Here is a 16590-nt window from a genome sequence, read left to right as displayed (position 1 = left end):
AGGCAAGACCGGGACTTGTCACGAAGTTCCGTCTAGTTGTCGATTTTTTGCGTAGTGCGTTCGAAGAGTTACAGACGGGCTGTGTGAAAGTCAACACATCAGAAACATGACGGGGCGGTCCCCGCCGGACCGCCGCACCGCCGCCTCGAACCCCGTTCCGGGCCGCACCGGGGATCTAGACTCGATCACCTTGGGGAGGTGGCGGGTGAGCGACCCGAAGACGGTGTTCGCGCGGGCGCTGGCGACGCTGCGCGACCGCGTGCCCGACCGGTCCGACGAGGCGGTGGCGCGACGCGCGAGCGCGGTCCTGCTGCCCTCGGGGCGGCGGGTGCCGGTCAACGCCCGGCGGCTGGGGGAGTGGGTCGGCGGCCAGGCCGTGCCGCGCGACTTCGACGCCGTGCTCGCCGTCGCGATGGCGACCGGCGGGGTGACCGGGGTGGAGGCGCTGCGCGAGCTGTGGCGCGCCGCCCGGCAGGAGCGCCGGCCGCGCGGGCAGGTGCCGGGGGATCAAGCGCCGCCGGAACAAGGACCGCCGGAACAAGGACCGCCGGATCAGGTGCCGCCGGGGCGAGGACCGCGCGACCGGGGACCGGCGGTCAGCGGGCAGGACGACCGCGTCACCGGCCGCGCCACCAGGGTCGTGGTCGGCCGTCCGCCCACCGACGCGGCGGCGCTGCGCGACCGGTCGGCGCTGGCGCGGGCCGTCGACGACGCGCTGCGCGCCGAGGACGTCCGGCAGGTGCTGCTGACCGGCCCCGGCGGCGTCGGCAAGTCGCAGCTGGCCACCGCCGCGTTCCACCGGGCGCACGCCGACGTGCTGGTCTGGGTGGGCGCGCGGACCAGGCAGTCCGTGCTCACCGGGTACGCCCGCGCGTGGCGCGCCCTGATCGGCGCCGAGGCGGGTGCCGACGACGAGGCGCAGGCCGACCTGTTCCTGGACTGGGCGCGCACCACCGGCACGTCGTGGCTCGTCGTGCTCGACGACGTGGACGACCTCGCCGAACTGGCCGGGCTGTGGCCCGCGGGCGACGCCGGGCGCAGCGTCGTCACCACCCGGCGGCGCGACGCCGCGCTGCTGCGGCCGGACGTGCGGGTCGTGCCGGTGGGCATGTTCGACCCCGACGAGGCCGCCGCCTACCTGTCCGCGCGGCTGTCGGTCGACCCGCGCCACCGCCCCGGCGACCTGGCCGCCCTCGCCGACGCCCTCGGCCGCTTCCCGCTGGCCCTGTCCCAGGCCGCCGCGTTCCTCATCGACACGGGCACGGGCGTGCGCGCCTACCTGGACCTGCTCGCCGACCGGCGGCAGCGGGTGGCCGACCTGTTCCCGCCCTCATCGCCCGCCGACGAGCACGACGGCACCGTCGCGGGCACCGTGCGGCTGGCCGTGGAACGGGCGTCCACCCTGGCGGCCAACGCGCTCGACGTGCTCGGGCTCGTCGCCGTCCTCTCGCCCGACGGCATCCCCGAGGCCGTGCTGCTCGACGGCGGGCGCAACCTGCTGGCGCTGCGCGCCCTGCACCGGCTCAACCTCGTCACCCACGTCGGCCGGGTGGAGGCGCACGCGCTCGTGCAGCGGGCCGCGCGCGACCTCGTGCCGGACCTGGCGGCGGTCGCCACCGCGGCGGCCGACGCGCTGGAGCGCGAGTGGTCCGACCCCGACCCGGACACCGCGGCGGCCCTGCACCGCAACGCCGAGGTGCTGCGCGCCGTCGCGGGGGAGCACCTGTGGGACGGCGGCATGCACCCCGTGCTGCTCCGCCTCGCCCGCTACCTCGCGAGCACCGGACGGCCCGCCGCCGCCCGCGACGTGGCCGCCGAGCTGCTGACCCGCGCCGCCGAACCGCGCGACGTCGTCGTCCTGCGCACCGAGGTGGCCAGGTGCACCGGCGACCTCGGCGACACCGCCACCGCGCTCGCCGGGCTGGCCGAGGTGCGCGCGCTGGCCGAACGCGAACTCGGCCCCACCCACCTCGACACCCTGTGGGCCCGCTCGCACCGCGCCCGGTTCCTCATGGAGACCGGCCGGAGCAGGGCCGCGCTGGCCGAGTTCGACGCCCTGCTCGCCGAGGGCGGGCTGCCCGCCGCGCACCCGCTCGTCGTCGAGTCCGAGGACAACCGGGCGCTGTGCCTGGGCCTGGCCGGCGACCTCGACGGGGCCCGGGAGGCGGCGACCGCGCTGGTGGCCGTGCTGCGGACCGGACTGGGCGCCCGGCACCGGCAGACGCTGCGCGCCCTGGTCGGCCTCGGCCGGTGGGTCGGCGAGACCGGCGACGCCCCGGCCGCGGTGGAGATCTACCGGGAAGCCGTCGACGGGCTCGACGCCGTCGCGGGCCGCGGGGCGCACGACACGTTCATCGCCCGCCACAACCTCGCCTACTGGCGCGCCCTCGCGGGCGACCTGGGCACCGCCATCAGCGAGTTCGACGCCGGCGCGGCCGACGCCGAGCGCGCCCTGGGCGAGCAGCACCCGACCACCCTCACCTACCGGGCCAACACGGCCTTCTGGCGCGGGGTGGGCGGCGACCCGGGTGCGGCCGGTGAGCTGGCCGGCCTGCGCCGCGTCGTCGAGGAGGTGTTCGGCCCGGACCACCCCCGCGTGCTGCGCATCCGGCAGCAGCGGGCGGACCTGCTGCACCGCGCCGGGCTGCGGGGGGAGGCGGTCGCCGAGCTGCGCGCCGTGCTGGTCGAGATGACGCGGGTGCAGGGCGAGGACCACCCGCGCACCCGCGAGGCCGCCGCCCTGCTCACCGGCTGGGGCGACGCGGGGCCCTGACCCGCACGGGTGGGGTCACCCGGACCGGGGCGGCCCGGAGGCGATCGTGGCCAGTTCGGCCCGGAGCAGGTCGCCGACCTCGGCGGGCGGGAGCTCGCGCGGGAAGGTGGCGGCCTGCAGCGTCAGGCCGTCGAGGAAGACGTGCAGGCGTGCGGCCCGCTGCTCCAACGCGGTGTCCGCGAGGGGCTCGCCCACCGCCGCCGGGGGTGTCGCGCCCCGGCACCAGGCGACCGCGAGGCGGCAGACGTGGCGCTCACCGGCCCAGGCGGCGCGGCGCAGCTCGTCCAGCGAGTCGTCGACCCGCGCCCGGGTCAGGCACGCCAACCACACGTCGACCTCGACCCGGCGATCCGCGTCCAGGGGCAGCAGCTCCTCCAGCAGCAGGCGGGCCCGCTCCACGTCGGGCGCGTCCGCGCGCAGGTGCTCGGCCAGCCGGGCGCCGGCGCTCGACGCGACCTCCCGCGCGGCGAACAGCAGCAGGCCCTGCTGGTTGTCGAAGTAGTGGCGCAGCCCGCCGACCGACACGCCGGCCTCCTCGGCGACCCGCCGGACGGTGGCGCCCTCGATCCCGTGCCGGCCGATGACCGCCCACACCACGCGGGCGAGTTCCGCGCGGCGCTGGTCGTGGTCCACGAGCTTCGGCACCCGATTTTTATAGCACAACCGTATGGTCTTGGTTATCGTACAAGTGTGCTGGATAAAAGATCGGGCGTGCTGCTCGCCGGGGTGGCGGTGATCGTCGCCTCGGCGACCTGGCTGCTGGTCACGGGCCACGCCGGGATCAGGTACTCCGCCGACCACCACGACACCGTGCCGATGTGGCACCGGTGGGTGCCGGCGCTGGTCGGCATCGCCCTCGTGCGGCTGGTGCCCCCGGCCGGCCCGCTGCGGGATGCGCCGGCGCGGGGCGTGCCGCCGGCGGTGTCGTCGACGGGGGTGGCGTCGACGGACCGCACGCTCCGCGTGGAGGCGGTCGCGCTCCTGGCGGCGGCGCTCGCCTTCGCCGTGTCGCTGCGGCTGGTCACCGCCGGGGAACCGGCGCACACGCTGCTGAAGACGACCCTGCTGGTGGTGGTGCCGCTGGTGCTGTTCCGGGTGTCGCGCCGGGGGAGGCCGCTGCCGGTCCCGACCGCCGCGGGGGAGGGGTGGCGCCGACTCGCCCCGGCGGCGCCGGTGGCGGCGTGGCTCGTGCTGGGCCACGCCACGCCGCTCGCCGTGCCGGCGCGGGAGCCGTTCACCCGGGACGCGGTCGAACTGGTCGCGGTGATCGTCGTGGTCTTCGTCGTCAACGCCCTGCTCGAAGAGGTCTTCTACCGGCGCTGGCTGCAAACCCGCTGGGAGCACCTGCTCGGCCCCTGGCCCGCCGTCGTGCTCGCGTCCCTGGTCTGGGCGGCCTGGCACATCGGCATCCAGGGCACCGGCGACCTCGCCCGCGACCTGGCCTCCGCCTTCGTCAACCAGGGCGTGACGGGGCTGTTCCTCGGCTACCTGTGGAGCCGGTACCGGGTGATGTGGCCGCTGCTCGTCGTCCACGGCGCGGTCAACGCCCTGCCGCTCCTGCTGTCCCTGCCGTGACCCCGGCACGGCAACGGCGCCGCACCCCTTCCGCGAGGGTGCGGCGCCGTCGTCCTTCCCGGCGGGGGACCGGCCGCTAGGTGCGGCGCACGATCACCCGCTGGAGCGCGATGAAGGCCAGCAGCAGCGCGCCGATCACGATCTTCGTCCACCACGAGGACAGCGTGCCCTCGAACGAGATCAACGTCTGGATCGTGCCCAGCACCAGCACGCCCACCACCGAGCCGACCACGAACCCGACACCGCCCGACAGCAGGCTGCCGCCCACCACGACCGCCGCGATGGCGTCCAGCTCCATGCCCACCGCGTGCAGGCCGTAGCCGGAGAGCATGTAGAGGCTGAACAGCAACCCGGCCAGCGCCGAGCAGAACCCGCTGACCACGTACACGCCGATCTTCACCCGCGTCGTGGCCAGGCCCATCAGCCGCGCCGACGACTCGCTGCCGCCCACCGCGTACACCGTGCGGCCGAACCGCGTCAGGTGCAGCACGTACACCGCGGCCAGCACCACCAGCAGCGAGATGACCACCGGGTAGGTGATGGTCACGCCGCCGGGCAGCTCGATCGTCCCGGTCGCCAGGTCGCGGAACGTCGCGTCCTTGATCGACACCGACTCCACGCTGATCACGAAGCACAGGCCGCGCGCCAGGAACATGCCCGCCAGCGTCACGATGAACGGCTGCACGCCGAACCGGTGGATCACCCACCCCATCGCCAGGCCCAGCAGCGACCCCACCGCCAGCACGGTCAGCGCGGTCAGCCACGCCGGCCAGCCCGAGCGCAGCATCGCCGCCGCGATCATCGTGGACAGCGCCACCACCGAACCCACCGACAGGTCGATGCCGCCGGTCAGGATCACGAACGTCATGCCCACCGCGAGCACGATCAGGAACGCGTTGTCGATGAACAGGTTCGCCACCACCTGCCCCGACGCGAACCCCTCGTAGCGCACCGAGCCGACGCCGAACGTCGCCACGAACACCACGAACGTGGCGATCACCGGCAGGAACCGCGAGGGCACCTTCCCGGGCTTGCGCTTCGCACCGGTGGTCGGTCCACCCGCCTGCGGCGGTGCGGTCGTCGCCGTCATCGCAGAGCCACCCCTCGCCTCGCCTGAACCCGGATCGGTGCCTGGAGCAGGCACACCGCGATCACCACGACCGCCTTGAACACCAGCGTGATCTCCGGCGCGATGTTCATCGTGTACACGGTGGTGGTCAACGTCTGGATGATCAGCGCGCCCAGCAGCGTGCCGGTCAGCGAGAACCGGCCGCCGGCCAGCGACGTGCCGCCGATGACGACGGCCAGGATCGCGTCCATCTCGATCCACAGACCGGCGTTGTTGGCGTCCGCCGCGCTCACGTTCGAGCTGATCATCAACCCGGCGACGCCCGCGCACAGCGCCGCGAACACGTACACCGTCCAGATGATCGTGCGCGCCCGGACACCCGCCAACCTGCTGGCCTCCGGGTTCACGCCGACCGACTCGATCAGCATCCCCAGCGCCGTCTTGCGGGTCGCCAGCGCGGTCAGGCCCAGCGCCGCGAGGCTGATCAGGATCGCGATCGGCAGCACCAGGAACCCCGCGCCCACCTGCCGGTAGGTGTCGCTGTTCACGGTGATGATCTGGCCCTCGGTGACCAGCATCGCGATACCGCGACCCGCCGTCATCAGCACCAGCGTCGCGATGATCGGCTGGATGCCCAGCACCGACACCAGGAACCCGTTCCACAGGCCCAGCACCCCGCACAGCACCAGCGCCAGCCCCATGCCGACCCACACGTTGCCGCCGGACGCGATGTGCGTGCACGTCACCGCGCCCGCGATCGCCGCCACCGCGCCCACCGACAGGTCGATGCCGCGGGTCGCGATCACCAGCGTCATGCCCAGCGCGATCAGCAGCGTCGGCGCGCCGTTGCGCAGGATGTCCACCAGGCTGCCGAACAGCGCGCCGTCCTGGACGCGCAGCGCGAAGAACGACGGCGTCACCACCACGTTCAGCAGCAGCAGCGCCACCAGCGCCAGCACCGGCCAGAGCAGTCGGTTCTTCACGAGGCCACCGCCTTGTCGATCGGCGTCACGACGACCTCGGCGCCGGCGGACCCGTCGACGTGGCCCGCGATCAGCTCCATCACGTCGTCCACCCCCGCGTCGCCGCCCAGTTCGGCCACCATCTTCCGGTCGCGCATCACGACCACCCGGTCCGAGATGCGGACCACCTCCTCCAACTCGGCGGAGATGAACACGACCGCCATGCCGCCGGCCGCGAGGTCCGCCACCACCTTCTGGATTTGAGCCTTCGCGCCCACGTCGATGCCGCGGGTCGGTTCGTCCAGGATCAGCAGCCGGGGCTCGGTCACCAGCCACCGGGCCAGCAGCACCTTCTGCTGGTTGCCGCCGGACAGCGTGCCCACGACCGCGTCCGCGTTCGCCGGACGGATGTCCAGCACCTCCACGTACTTCGCCACCAGTTCGTCGGCCTGCTTGCGCGGCACCGGCCGGGCCCAGCCGCGGGCCGCCTGGAGCGCCAGCACCAGGTTGTCCCGGATCGTCAGGTCCGCCACCACGCCCTCGGCCTTGCGGTCCTCCGAGGAGAACGCGATGCCCGCCCCGATCGCCGCGCGCGGCCCGGTCAGCCGCAGCGGCTTCCCGTCCACCAGCACCCGGCCCGAGTCGGCCTTGTCCGCGCCGAACAGCAGCCGCGCCACCTCCGTGCGGCCCGAGCCGAGCAGCCCCGCCAGGCCGACCACCTCGCCCGCCCGCACCTCCAGGTCGAACGGCGCGACCGACCCCTTGCGCCCCAGGCCCTCGGCCTTCAGCAGCGGCTCGCCGGGCGTGTTGCCGGACCGGTGCTCGATCTCCTCCAGCACGCCCATCTCACGGCCCAGCATCGCCGACACCAGGTCGATCCGGCTGAACGAGGCCGTCATGTGCTCGCCGACCAGCCGGCCGTTGCGCAGCACCGTCATCCGGTCGGAGATCTCGTACACCTGATCCAGGAAGTGCGTCACGAACAGCACCGCGACACCCTCGTCGCGCAGCACCCGGATGATCCGGAACAGCTCCGCCACCTCGTCGGCGTCCAGGCTGGACGTCGGCTCGTCCAGCACCAGGACCCGGGCGTCCACGGCCACCGCGCGCGTGATGGCCACGAGCTGCTGCACGGCGATCGGGTGGCTCTCCAGCACCGAACCGGGGTCGATGCGCAGTCCGATGCGCGCGAGCAGCTCAGCCGCCCGCCGGCGCATGGCCCTGCCGTCGATCCGGCCGAACTTCCGGGGCTCGCGCCCGAGCAGGATGTTCTCCGCCACGGTCAGGTTCGGGCACAGGTTCACCTCTTGGTAGACCGTGCTGATCCCGGCCGCCTGCGCCTGCGCGGGACCGCCGAACGACACCGGTTCCCCCGCGTAGCGGACCTCGCCCGCGGCGAGCGGGTGCACGCCCGTCAGCGCCTTGATGAGCGTGGACTTGCCCGCCCCGTTCTCGCCCATCAGGGCGTGGACCTCGCCGGGGAACAGCCGGAAGTCCACCTCTTGCAGTGCCTTCACACCGGGGAACTCCACCGAGATGCCCCGCATGTCGACGACCGGCTCGGTCACCGGACAACTCCCCTCACACGCTGGGTGCGGTCCCCCGCCACCACACCCGGGGGTGGCGGGGGACCGCGGTCTGTGATCGGTACCCGCGGCTCGTCGCCCGCGGATCAGTACTTGCGCTCGGGGAGCGCCGTCTTCGCCTGCTCGGTGGTGAAGGTGGTCTCCTCGGTCACCACGCGAGGCGGCACCTCCTCGCCCGCGACGACCTTCTTCGCCAGCTCCATCAGCTGCTTGCCCAGCAGCGGGTTGCACTCGACGATGAAGTTGATCTCACCGGCGGCCAGCGCGGTCATGCCGTCCTTCACCGCGTCCACGGTGATGATCTTGATGTCCTTGCCCGGCACCTTGCCCGCGGCCTTGATCGCCTCGATCGCGCCCAGGCCCATGTCGTCGTTGTGCGCGTAGACCACGTCGATCTGCGGCACCGACTTCAGGAACGCCTCCATGACCTGCTTGCCGCCGGAGCGGGTGAAGTCACCGGTCTGCGTGGCCACGATCTTCAGGTCCGTGCCCGCGATGGCCTCTTCGAAGCCCTGCTTGCGGTCGATGGCCGGCGCCGCGCCCGTCGTGCCCTGGAGCTCCACGACGTTCTTCGCGCCCGCGGCGTTCTCCTTCAGCCACTCGCCGGCCTTCTTGCCCTCCTCGACGAAGTCCGAGCCGAGGAAGGTCTTGTAGAGCGAGGTGTCGTCCGAGTCGATCGCCCGGTCGGTCAGGATGACCGGGATGTTCGCCCGCTTGGCCTCCAGCAGGACGGTGTCCCAGCCGGTCTCCACCACCGGGCTGAAGGCGATGACGTCCACCTTCTGCTGGATGTAGGACCGGATCGCCTTGATCTGGTTCTCCTGCTTCTGCTGCGCGTCGGAGAACTTCAGGTCGACCCCGGCCGCGGTGGCCTCCTCCTGCACGGACTTGGTGTTGGCGGTGCGCCACCCGCTCTCCGCGCCCACCTGTGCGAAACCCATCGTGATCTTGCCGTCGTCGGCGCCCGACGACCCCGCGGCCCCGGAACCACCGGAACCGCAGGCGGTCAACGCGGCCAACAGGACCGCGCTGGCGGCGGTCGCGATCTTCTTCAGCACTGGTCTTCCTCCGTGTGGGCCCGAGGCACTGGCACTGGCGGGCGGCGAACCGCGTGACCGCGGTCACCTGGGCCACAAGAGTGAGCGTTCACAATCGGGACGTCAACCCCCTGGAAACAACAACTTTGCACGCTTGACATGTTCGTCAGAGCGGTCGTATGTTAGCGCTCACTTTTGTGACTCAGCGCACGCCACGCTCGGACGTCCTGTCCACCACGCGACCCCGTGCCGCGCGCAAGACGAGAGCGACGCCCCCATGCTTCCCCTGCGTCCCGCAAGTCTCCACCCCCAACCGTCCGTTGTTGCGGTATCGCCCACCGCGGCCCCCACCGGCCCGTCCGGACAGGCCCGGCGCGCCGACCTCCCCACCGCGGCCGCCGATCCGGCCGATGCCGCCAATCCGGCTACCTGTACCGATTCCGCCGTCCGCGCAGCCCTCCCCGGCCCGGCAGTCCCGGCCGCCCCGCGCCGACACCGCGCCGCGTTCCCCGCCATAGCACTGGTCGCGCTGCTCCTCGCGGCCCTGGGCGCACCCACCGCCGCTACCGCTACCGCCGCCACTGCCGCAGCCGCCGGCCTCGCTGACGGTCTCGCCGCCGGTCTCGCCGTGCACTACCCGCTCACCGAGACCTCCGGCACCGTCGCGACCGACGCCACCGGCGGCGGGCGCACCGCCTCCATCGTCGGCGACGCCACGCCGTCGGGCGCGGACGGTCTCCGGCTCGGCGGCGTCGACGGACACGTCGACCTGCCCGACAACTTGATGCGCGGCCTGACCGACATCTCTGTCTCGATCCAGGTCCGGATCGACGCAGACCAGTCCACCCCGTACTTCATCTGGGGCCTCGGCAACTCCTCGGGCACCACCGGCAACGGCTACCTCTTCACCACCGGCAACGCCTACCGCACCTCCATCGCCACCGGCAACTGGTCCACGGAGCAGACGACCACCGCCGGGCGCGACCTCGCCAGGGGCGTGTGGAAGACGCTCACCTACACCCAGGCCGGCGGCACCGCCGTGCTCTACGAGGACGGCGCCGAGGTCGGCCGCAGGACCGACGTCACCACCACCCCCGCCGCCATCGGCGACGGCACCACGACCGCCAACCACCTCGGCCGCTCGCTCTACAGCGGCGACCGCCACCTCAAGGGCGCCATCCGCGACTTCCGCCTCTACGACCGCGCGCTCACCGCCGCCGAGGTCCACGAGCTCGGCTTCGTGCCCGACGAGGAGAAGGCCCGCCGCGACCTGGCCGCCCTCGACCTCGGCGACCTGTCCGCCGTCACCGAGGACCTCGCCCTGCCGACCACCGGCCCCTACGGCTCGACCATCACCTGGCGGACCGACGACGCCCGCCACGTGACCGCCGACGGCGTCGTCACCCGCCCCGCCGCAGGACGACCCCCGGCGACCGTCACCCTCACCGCGTCCGCGCTCGGCCAGACCCGCACCTTCACGGTCACCGTCCGCCCCGAGCCGACCGACCGCCAGAAGGTCGACGAGGCCGCCGCCGCGCTGACCGTCTGGAACGCCTCGGACGTCCGCGGCAACCTCACCCTGCCGACGACCGGCCTGCACGGCACCGAGGTGTCGTGGAAGTCGACGAAGAAGAAGGTCGTCACCGAGACCGGCGAGGTCACCCGCCCCGCCCACGGCGAACGCGCCGAGCACGTCACGCTCACCGCGACCGTCACGAGCGGCCACAAGCAGGCCAAGCGCCGCTTCGACCTCACCGTCACCCCGCTGCCGCGGCACCAGGACTACGAGGGTTACCTCTTCGGCTACTTCACCGGCGAGGGCACCGCGACCGGCGAGCAGGTCTACTTCGCCGCCAGCCGGGGCGACGACGCCCTGAAGTGGGACGAGCTCAACGGCGGCAACCCGGTGCTCACCTCCTCTCTCGGCGACAAGGGCGTCCGCGACCCGTTCATCATCCGGTCACCGGAGGGCGACAGGTTCTTCCTGATCGCCACCGACCTGAAGATGCACGGGAACGGCAACTGGGACCTCGTGCAGCGCAAGGGCAGCCGCCACATCGAGGTGTGGGAGTCCACGGACCTCGTGACCTGGTCGCAGCAGCGCCACGTCCAGGTCTCTCCGGAGACCGCGGGCAACACGTGGGCACCCGAGGCGTACTACGACGACAGCATCGGCGCGTACGTCGTCTTCTGGGCGTCGAAGCTCTACGCCGAGGAGGACCCGGGGCACACGGGCGACACCTACAACAAGATGCTGTACGCGACCACCCGTGACTTCCGGACCTTCACCGAGCCGCAGGTCTGGGTCGACCCGGGCTACTCGGTGATCGACTCGACCGTCATCAAGCACGGCGCGGAGTACTACCGGTTCACCAAGGACGAGCGGAACAACACCTCCTCCACGCCGTGCAGCAAGTTCGTCCTGGCGGAGAAGTCCGCCGACCTGCGCGACACCTCCTACGACTTCGTGGCCGACTGCATCGGCAAGGGCTCGATCCGCCAGGGCGAAGGCCCCACGGTGTTCAAGTCGAACACCGAGGACAAGTGGTACCTGTTCATCGACGAGTTCGGCGGACGCGGCTACGTGCCCTTCGAGACCACCGACCTCGCCTCCGGGCGGTGGAGCCCGTCGACCGACTACCAACTGCCCAGCCGCCCCCGGCACGGCACCGTCCTCCCGGTCACGAAGGCCGAGATGGACCGCGTGCGGGCCGCCTACCCGTGAACCGACGACCGGGTGGGCGCGCCGACCGGTAGCCCCCCGCCGGTGGGCGACCCGCCCGGTCGTCCCGCCCGGCCGAGCCCCGACACCGGCCGAGCCCCGACACCGGCCGGGCCCCGATGCCCGGCCGGGCGGAGCGTGCGCGCGAGCGATCGACCACGCCGTCCCGGGTGACGGCGACCGAGCCAGGTGCGGCGCCCGAGGGCCGGGCGCGCGTGACGTGACAGGTCCCCATGAAGGGATTGGGTTGTGAGATCTCGTCTGACACTGCTGCCCGCCGTGCTGGTGGTCGGCCTCGCGGTACCGGCGCTCAGCCCGGCCTCGGCGGCGGGCGGCTACGCGCTGCCCGGGTTCGCCGCCCAGGCAGCGGCCCCGGCGGCGGCCCAGGCCGACTACACGATCAGCATCGACCCGCAGGCCAAGGGCGCCTCGATCGACGACACCCTGTACGGCGTCTTCTTCGAGGACATCAACCGGGCCGCCGACGGCGGGCTCTACGCCGAGCTGGTGCAGAACCGGTCGTTCGAGTACGACACCGCCGACAACGCCGGCTACACCCCCTTCACCGGGTGGGCGCCCACCGGCGGCGCGCTGGACGTCGTGGACGACGACGGGCGGCTCAACGAGCGCAACCGGCGCTACCTCAAGCTCGGCCTGCCCGCCGGCGTCATCAACTCCGGCTACAACTCGGGCGTCAACGTCGAGCGGGACAAGAGGTACGACTTCTCCGTCTGGGCCCGCACGGACCAGGCGTCGGGCACACCGCTCAACGTCGGGCTCACCGACCCCGCCGGCCGGGAACTCGCACCAGGCCTGGCGATCCAGGTGCGCGGCGACGGCTGGACCAAGTACACCGGCGCCTTCCGCGCCCGCGAGTCGTCCACCACCGGCCGGCTGCTCGTCACCGGCGGGGGAGCGGGCACCCTGCGGCTGGACATGGTCTCGCTCATGCCGCAGGACACCTACAAGGGCCACGGCCTGCGCAAGGACCTCGCCGAGAAGATCGCCGCGCTCAAGCCCGGCTTCGTCCGCTTCCCCGGCGGCTGCCTGGTCAACACCGGTAGCCACTACGGCTACGACGCCTCCACCGGCTACGAGCGCAAGCGCTCCTACCAGTGGAAGGACACCATCGGCCCGGTCGAGCAGCGCGCGACCAACGCCAACTTCTGGGGCTACAACCAGACCTACGGCCTGGGCTACTACGAGTACTTCCAGTTCTCCGAGGACATCGGCGCCATGCCGCTGCCCGTGGTGCCCGCCCTCGTCACCGGGTGCGGCCAGAACCGCGCCACCGACGACCCGGCGCTGCTCCAGCGGCACGTCCAGGACGCGCTCGACCTGATCGAGTTCGCCAACGGCCCGGCCGACTCGACCTGGGGCCGCAAGCGCGCCGAGATGGGGCACCCGGCGCCCTTCGGGCTCACGCACATCGGCGTGGGCAACGAGGAGAACCTGCCCGACGAGTTCTTCGCGCGGTTCACGCGGTTCCGCACGGCGATCGAGGCCAGGTACCCCGACATCATCGTGGTGAGCAACTCCGGCCCCGACGACACCGGCGCCACGTTCGACCGGCTCTGGCAGCTCAACCGCGAGGACGGCGTCGAGATGGTCGACGAGCACTACTACAACAGCCCGGGTTGGTTCCTGGAGAACAACAACCGCTACGACTCCTACGACCGCAACGGCCCGAAGGTCTTCCTCGGCGAGTACGCCTCCCAGGACAACAGGTTCTCCAACGCGCTCGCCGAGGCCGCCTTCATGACGGGCCTGGAGCGCAACGCCGACGTGGTCAAGCTCGCCTCCTACGCACCGCTGCTGTCCAACGAGGACTACGTGCAGTGGCGGCCGGACATGATCTGGTTCAACAACCACGCCTCCTGGGGATCGACCTCCTACGAGGTGCAGAAGCTGTTCATGAACAACGTGGGCGACCACGTGGTCGGGAGCACGGCCTCCGGCACGCCCTGGAGCCCCGAGCCGATCACCGGCGCCGTCGGCCTCTCCTCCTGGGCCACCTCGGTCGCCTACGACGACGTGCGGGTCACCGCCGCGGACGGCCGCGTGCTGTTCTCGGACGACTTCTCCGGGGACGCGAGCCGGTGGACCGGCAACGGCACCGGCGACTGGGGCGTCGTGGACGGCGCCTACGTGCAGGCCGACACCGGCGTCACGAACCCGTTGGTCACCGCGGGCGACCCCGCCTGGAACAACTTCACGTTCAGCGTCAAGGCCACCAAGCGCGCGGGCAGCGAGGGCTTCCTGATCCCCTTCGCGGTCAACGGCAGCGGCAACCCCTTCTGGTGGAACCTCGGCGGCTGGAACAACACCCGGTCCGCCGTGGACGGCGGCAACTCCTCGCGCGTCTTCCACTCGGACGGCACGACGATCGAGACCGGCCGCACCTACGACCTGCGGGTCGAGGTGCGCGACCGCACCGTGAAGCTGTTCATCGACGGGCGGCTGTGGGCCGAGTTCACCGACGGGGCGAACCAGGCACCGGAACCCTTCCGGCAGGTGGTCACCCGCGACCTGAAGACCGGCGACCTGATCGTCAAGGTGGTCAACGCGCAGGCGACCGCCGCCCGTACGAAGATCGACTTCGCACCCGGGACCTGGGTCCTGCCCAGTGCCGAGGCGACGGTGCTGGAAGGTCGGCCGGACGACGTGAACACGGAGTTCACGCAGCCCGTGAAGGCGCGCACAACGCAGGTGCGGGTGTCCTCCGGGTTCACGCACACCTTCCCCCCGAACTCGGTGACCTTCTTGCGGGTCAAGGACAAGCGACGATGACGACGACAGGTTCAAGATCTTCATGACGTCCACGGTATCGAACGCGTGTTCGATGGTCATCTCTTCGCAAGAACGATCACCACATCGAGTGACCGACCGGGTCCCCACCCGAGAGGAGCCCACGTGAGCCTCGACCGCAGGTCCCTGTTCCGCGCCGGTGGCGCGCTGGCCGTGGCCGGCACCCTGCCGGCCTCGGCGGCCGCCGCCTCCGCGGAACGGCAGGAGGACCGCGCCCCGGCGCGCGAAACCGCCCTGACCACCCGCAACCCCCTGGTGGAGCAGCGCGCGGACCCCTTCGTCACCAGGCCGGTGGACGGCATGTACTACCTGACCGGCTCGGTGCCCGAGTACGACCGGGTCGTGGTCCGGGGGGCGTCCACACTGGACGGTCTGAGCACGGCCCGCGAGCGCACGATCTGGCGGCGGCCCGCGTCCGGCCCGATGGGTGGCTACATCTGGGCGCCGGAGCTGCACCGGATCGACGGCAGGTGGTACGTCTACTTCGCCGCGGGCGACTCCGACCAGCCGTTCCGCATCCGCACCTACGTGCTGGAGTCGGACAAGGCCGACCCGCGCGAGGGCGGCTGGGTGCTCAAGGGGCAGGTGGCCACGGCCTGGGACACCTTCACCCTCGACGCGACCACGTTCGAGCACCGCGGCAAGCGGTACTTCCTGTGGGCGCAGAGCGAGCCGGGCATCGCGACCAACAGCAACCTCTACATCGCCGAGATGGCCTCACCCCTGGCGCTCAAGAGCGCGCCCGTGCGCGTCGCGGTGCCCACGCTGCCGTGGGAGGTGCAGGGCTTCAAGGTGAACGAGGGCCCGGCGGTGCTCGTCCGCAACGGCCGGGTGTTCGTCACCTTCTCGGCCAGCGCCACCGACGCGCGCTACTGCATGGGCCTGCTCACCGCCGACGAGAACGCGAACCTGCTCGACGCGCGGTCCTGGACCAAGTCGCCGAACCCGGTCTTCACGACCAACGAGGCGACGCGGCAGTACGGCCCCGGGCACAACTCCTTCACCGCGGTGGGCGACCGGGACGTGCTGGTCTACCACGCGCGCGACTACCGGGACATCACCGGCGACCCGCTGTTCGACCCGAACCGGCACACCCGCGTGCAGGAGGTCCACTGGAACGACGACGGCACGCCGAGCTTCGGCGTCCCGGTCGGCGTGGGCGGGCCGGTGGTGCGCCTGTCGCCGGCGGACGCGCCCCGGCTCGTCGTGCGGCACCAGGACTACCGGCTGCGCGTCGACGGCGGCGTGCGCGAGCTGGCCGACTCGCAGTTCCGCTTCGTCGACGGGTTCCTGGGGGCGGGCACGACCGCCGTGCGGTCGGTGAACTTCCCCGACCGCTACGTGCGGGTGGTCGACGGCGGCACGCTGCGCATCGACCCGTACGAGGACACCGACGACTACGGGCGCGCGGCGTCGTTCGAACGGGTGCCGGGGCTGGTGGACGAGGACGGCGTGTCGCTGCGGTGGGCCGCGGACCCGGCGCTCCACGTGGCGCACGACGGGGTGGGGCGGTTGGTGCTGACCCGGCCGGGCAACGACCGGCGGTCGCGGGAGCGGGCGACATTCCGCCTGGGCGGACGCGCGTCCTGACCGCCCGGGGACGGTCTCTGGTGGACAATGGTGCCGGGAGCACCTTCGTGGTGGACAACAGGTGTTATCGCTAACATCGAAGGTGCAGTCATGAGTGGAGATGGGGCAGCAGTGGAGCACAGGACCGCGCGCGATCCCGCGATGACGGACGTCGCCAAGCTCGCCGGGGTCTCGCACCAGACGGTGTCGCGGGTGCTCAACGGCCACCCGAACGTCCGGGAGCAGACGCGGCTGCGGGTGCGCGCGGCCATCGCCGAGCTGGGCTACCGGCCCAACAAGGCGGCCCGCGCGCTGGTCACCGGGCGGTCGCAGCTCATCGGTGTGGTGGCGCAGAACTCGACCCTCTACGGGCCGGCGTCGCTGCTCGCCGCGTTCGAGCAGGCGGCGGCCGAGGCCGGGTTCGCGGTGAGCGTGGGCCGCGTCAACGTGCTGGACCGCAACTCCATCTCCGACGCCGTGGAACGGCAC

Annotated in this window: 11 protein-coding genes; 6 read left to right on the top strand and 5 right to left on the bottom strand. The window is 72.3% G+C overall.

The genetic code is table 11. The features are described 5' to 3' along the window. The first annotated feature begins 205 nt into the window (after nt 1-205). Complete coding sequence (locus ACR807_RS08810) at nt 206-2773, top strand: tetratricopeptide repeat protein (RefSeq protein ID WP_438920722.1); 2568 nt, start codon at nt 206-208, stop codon at nt 2771-2773. A 15-nt stretch (nt 2774-2788) separates the two neighbouring features. On the opposite strand, the gene ACR807_RS08805 is transcribed toward ACR807_RS08810, so the two are convergent. Beyond that, nucleotides 2789-3418, bottom strand: coding sequence for a TetR/AcrR family transcriptional regulator (locus ACR807_RS08805; protein ID WP_438920721.1), 630 nt, complete (start codon nt 3416-3418; stop codon nt 2789-2791). Between the two features lie 45 nt (nt 3419-3463). Between ACR807_RS08805 and ACR807_RS08800 the strand changes: the two genes are divergently transcribed. Further along, a complete protein-coding gene (locus ACR807_RS08800; RefSeq protein ID WP_438920720.1) occupies nt 3464-4348 on the top strand; it encodes a CPBP family intramembrane glutamic endopeptidase in 885 nt (294 codons plus the stop codon). Nucleotides 4349-4424: 76 nt separating this feature from the next. Here ACR807_RS08800 and yjfF read toward each other — a convergent pair whose 3' ends face one another. From yjfF to ACR807_RS08780, 4 genes are all read right to left on the bottom strand, one after another. Continuing rightward, complete coding sequence (yjfF, locus tag ACR807_RS08795; protein WP_438920719.1) at nt 4425-5438, bottom strand: galactofuranose ABC transporter, permease protein YjfF; 1014 nt, start codon at nt 5436-5438, stop codon at nt 4425-4427. Continuing rightward, the gene (locus ACR807_RS08790) at nt 5435-6400 is read right to left on the bottom strand and encodes an ABC transporter permease (protein WP_438920718.1); all 966 of its coding nucleotides are present in this window, start codon (nt 6398-6400) and stop codon (nt 5435-5437) included. Before ACR807_RS08790 ends, yjfF begins: the two co-directional genes overlap by 4 nt. Beyond that, nucleotides 6397-7926: a sugar ABC transporter ATP-binding protein gene (locus ACR807_RS08785; protein WP_438920778.1), complete on the bottom strand. Its 1530-nt coding sequence runs from the start codon at nt 7924-7926 to the stop codon at nt 6397-6399. Before ACR807_RS08785 ends, ACR807_RS08790 begins: the two co-directional genes overlap by 4 nt. 125 nt (nt 7927-8051) lie before the next feature. Next, nucleotides 8052-9023: an ABC transporter substrate-binding protein gene (locus ACR807_RS08780; protein WP_438920717.1), complete on the bottom strand. Its 972-nt coding sequence runs from the start codon at nt 9021-9023 to the stop codon at nt 8052-8054. A 607-nt stretch (nt 9024-9630) separates the two neighbouring features. Here ACR807_RS08780 and ACR807_RS08775 point away from each other — a divergent pair. The 4 genes from ACR807_RS08775 to ACR807_RS08760 form a co-directional block, all read left to right on the top strand. Next, complete coding sequence (locus tag ACR807_RS08775; protein ID WP_438920716.1) at nt 9631-11727, top strand: immunoglobulin-like domain-containing protein; 2097 nt, start codon at nt 9631-9633, stop codon at nt 11725-11727. Nucleotides 11728-11973: 246 nt separating this feature from the next. After that, entirely contained in the window at nt 11974-14514 is a 2541-nt protein-coding gene (locus tag ACR807_RS08770) for an alpha-L-arabinofuranosidase family protein (RefSeq protein WP_438920715.1), read from the top strand. A gap of 123 nt (nt 14515-14637) precedes the next feature. Beyond that, nucleotides 14638-16122, top strand: a complete 1485-nt coding sequence (locus tag ACR807_RS08765; RefSeq protein ID WP_438920714.1) for a family 43 glycosylhydrolase — start codon at nt 14638-14640, stop codon at nt 16120-16122. Between the two features lie 90 nt (nt 16123-16212). After that, nucleotides 16213-16590, top strand: a 378-nt coding sequence (locus ACR807_RS08760; protein WP_438920713.1) for a LacI family DNA-binding transcriptional regulator, incomplete at its 3' end; no start/stop codon positions are given.

The organism is Saccharothrix sabaoui, from assembly GCF_051756985.1.
Taxonomy (GTDB): Bacteria; Actinomycetota; Actinomycetes; order Mycobacteriales; family Pseudonocardiaceae; genus Actinosynnema.
This window is presented reverse-complemented; position numbering and strand designations above follow the sequence as displayed.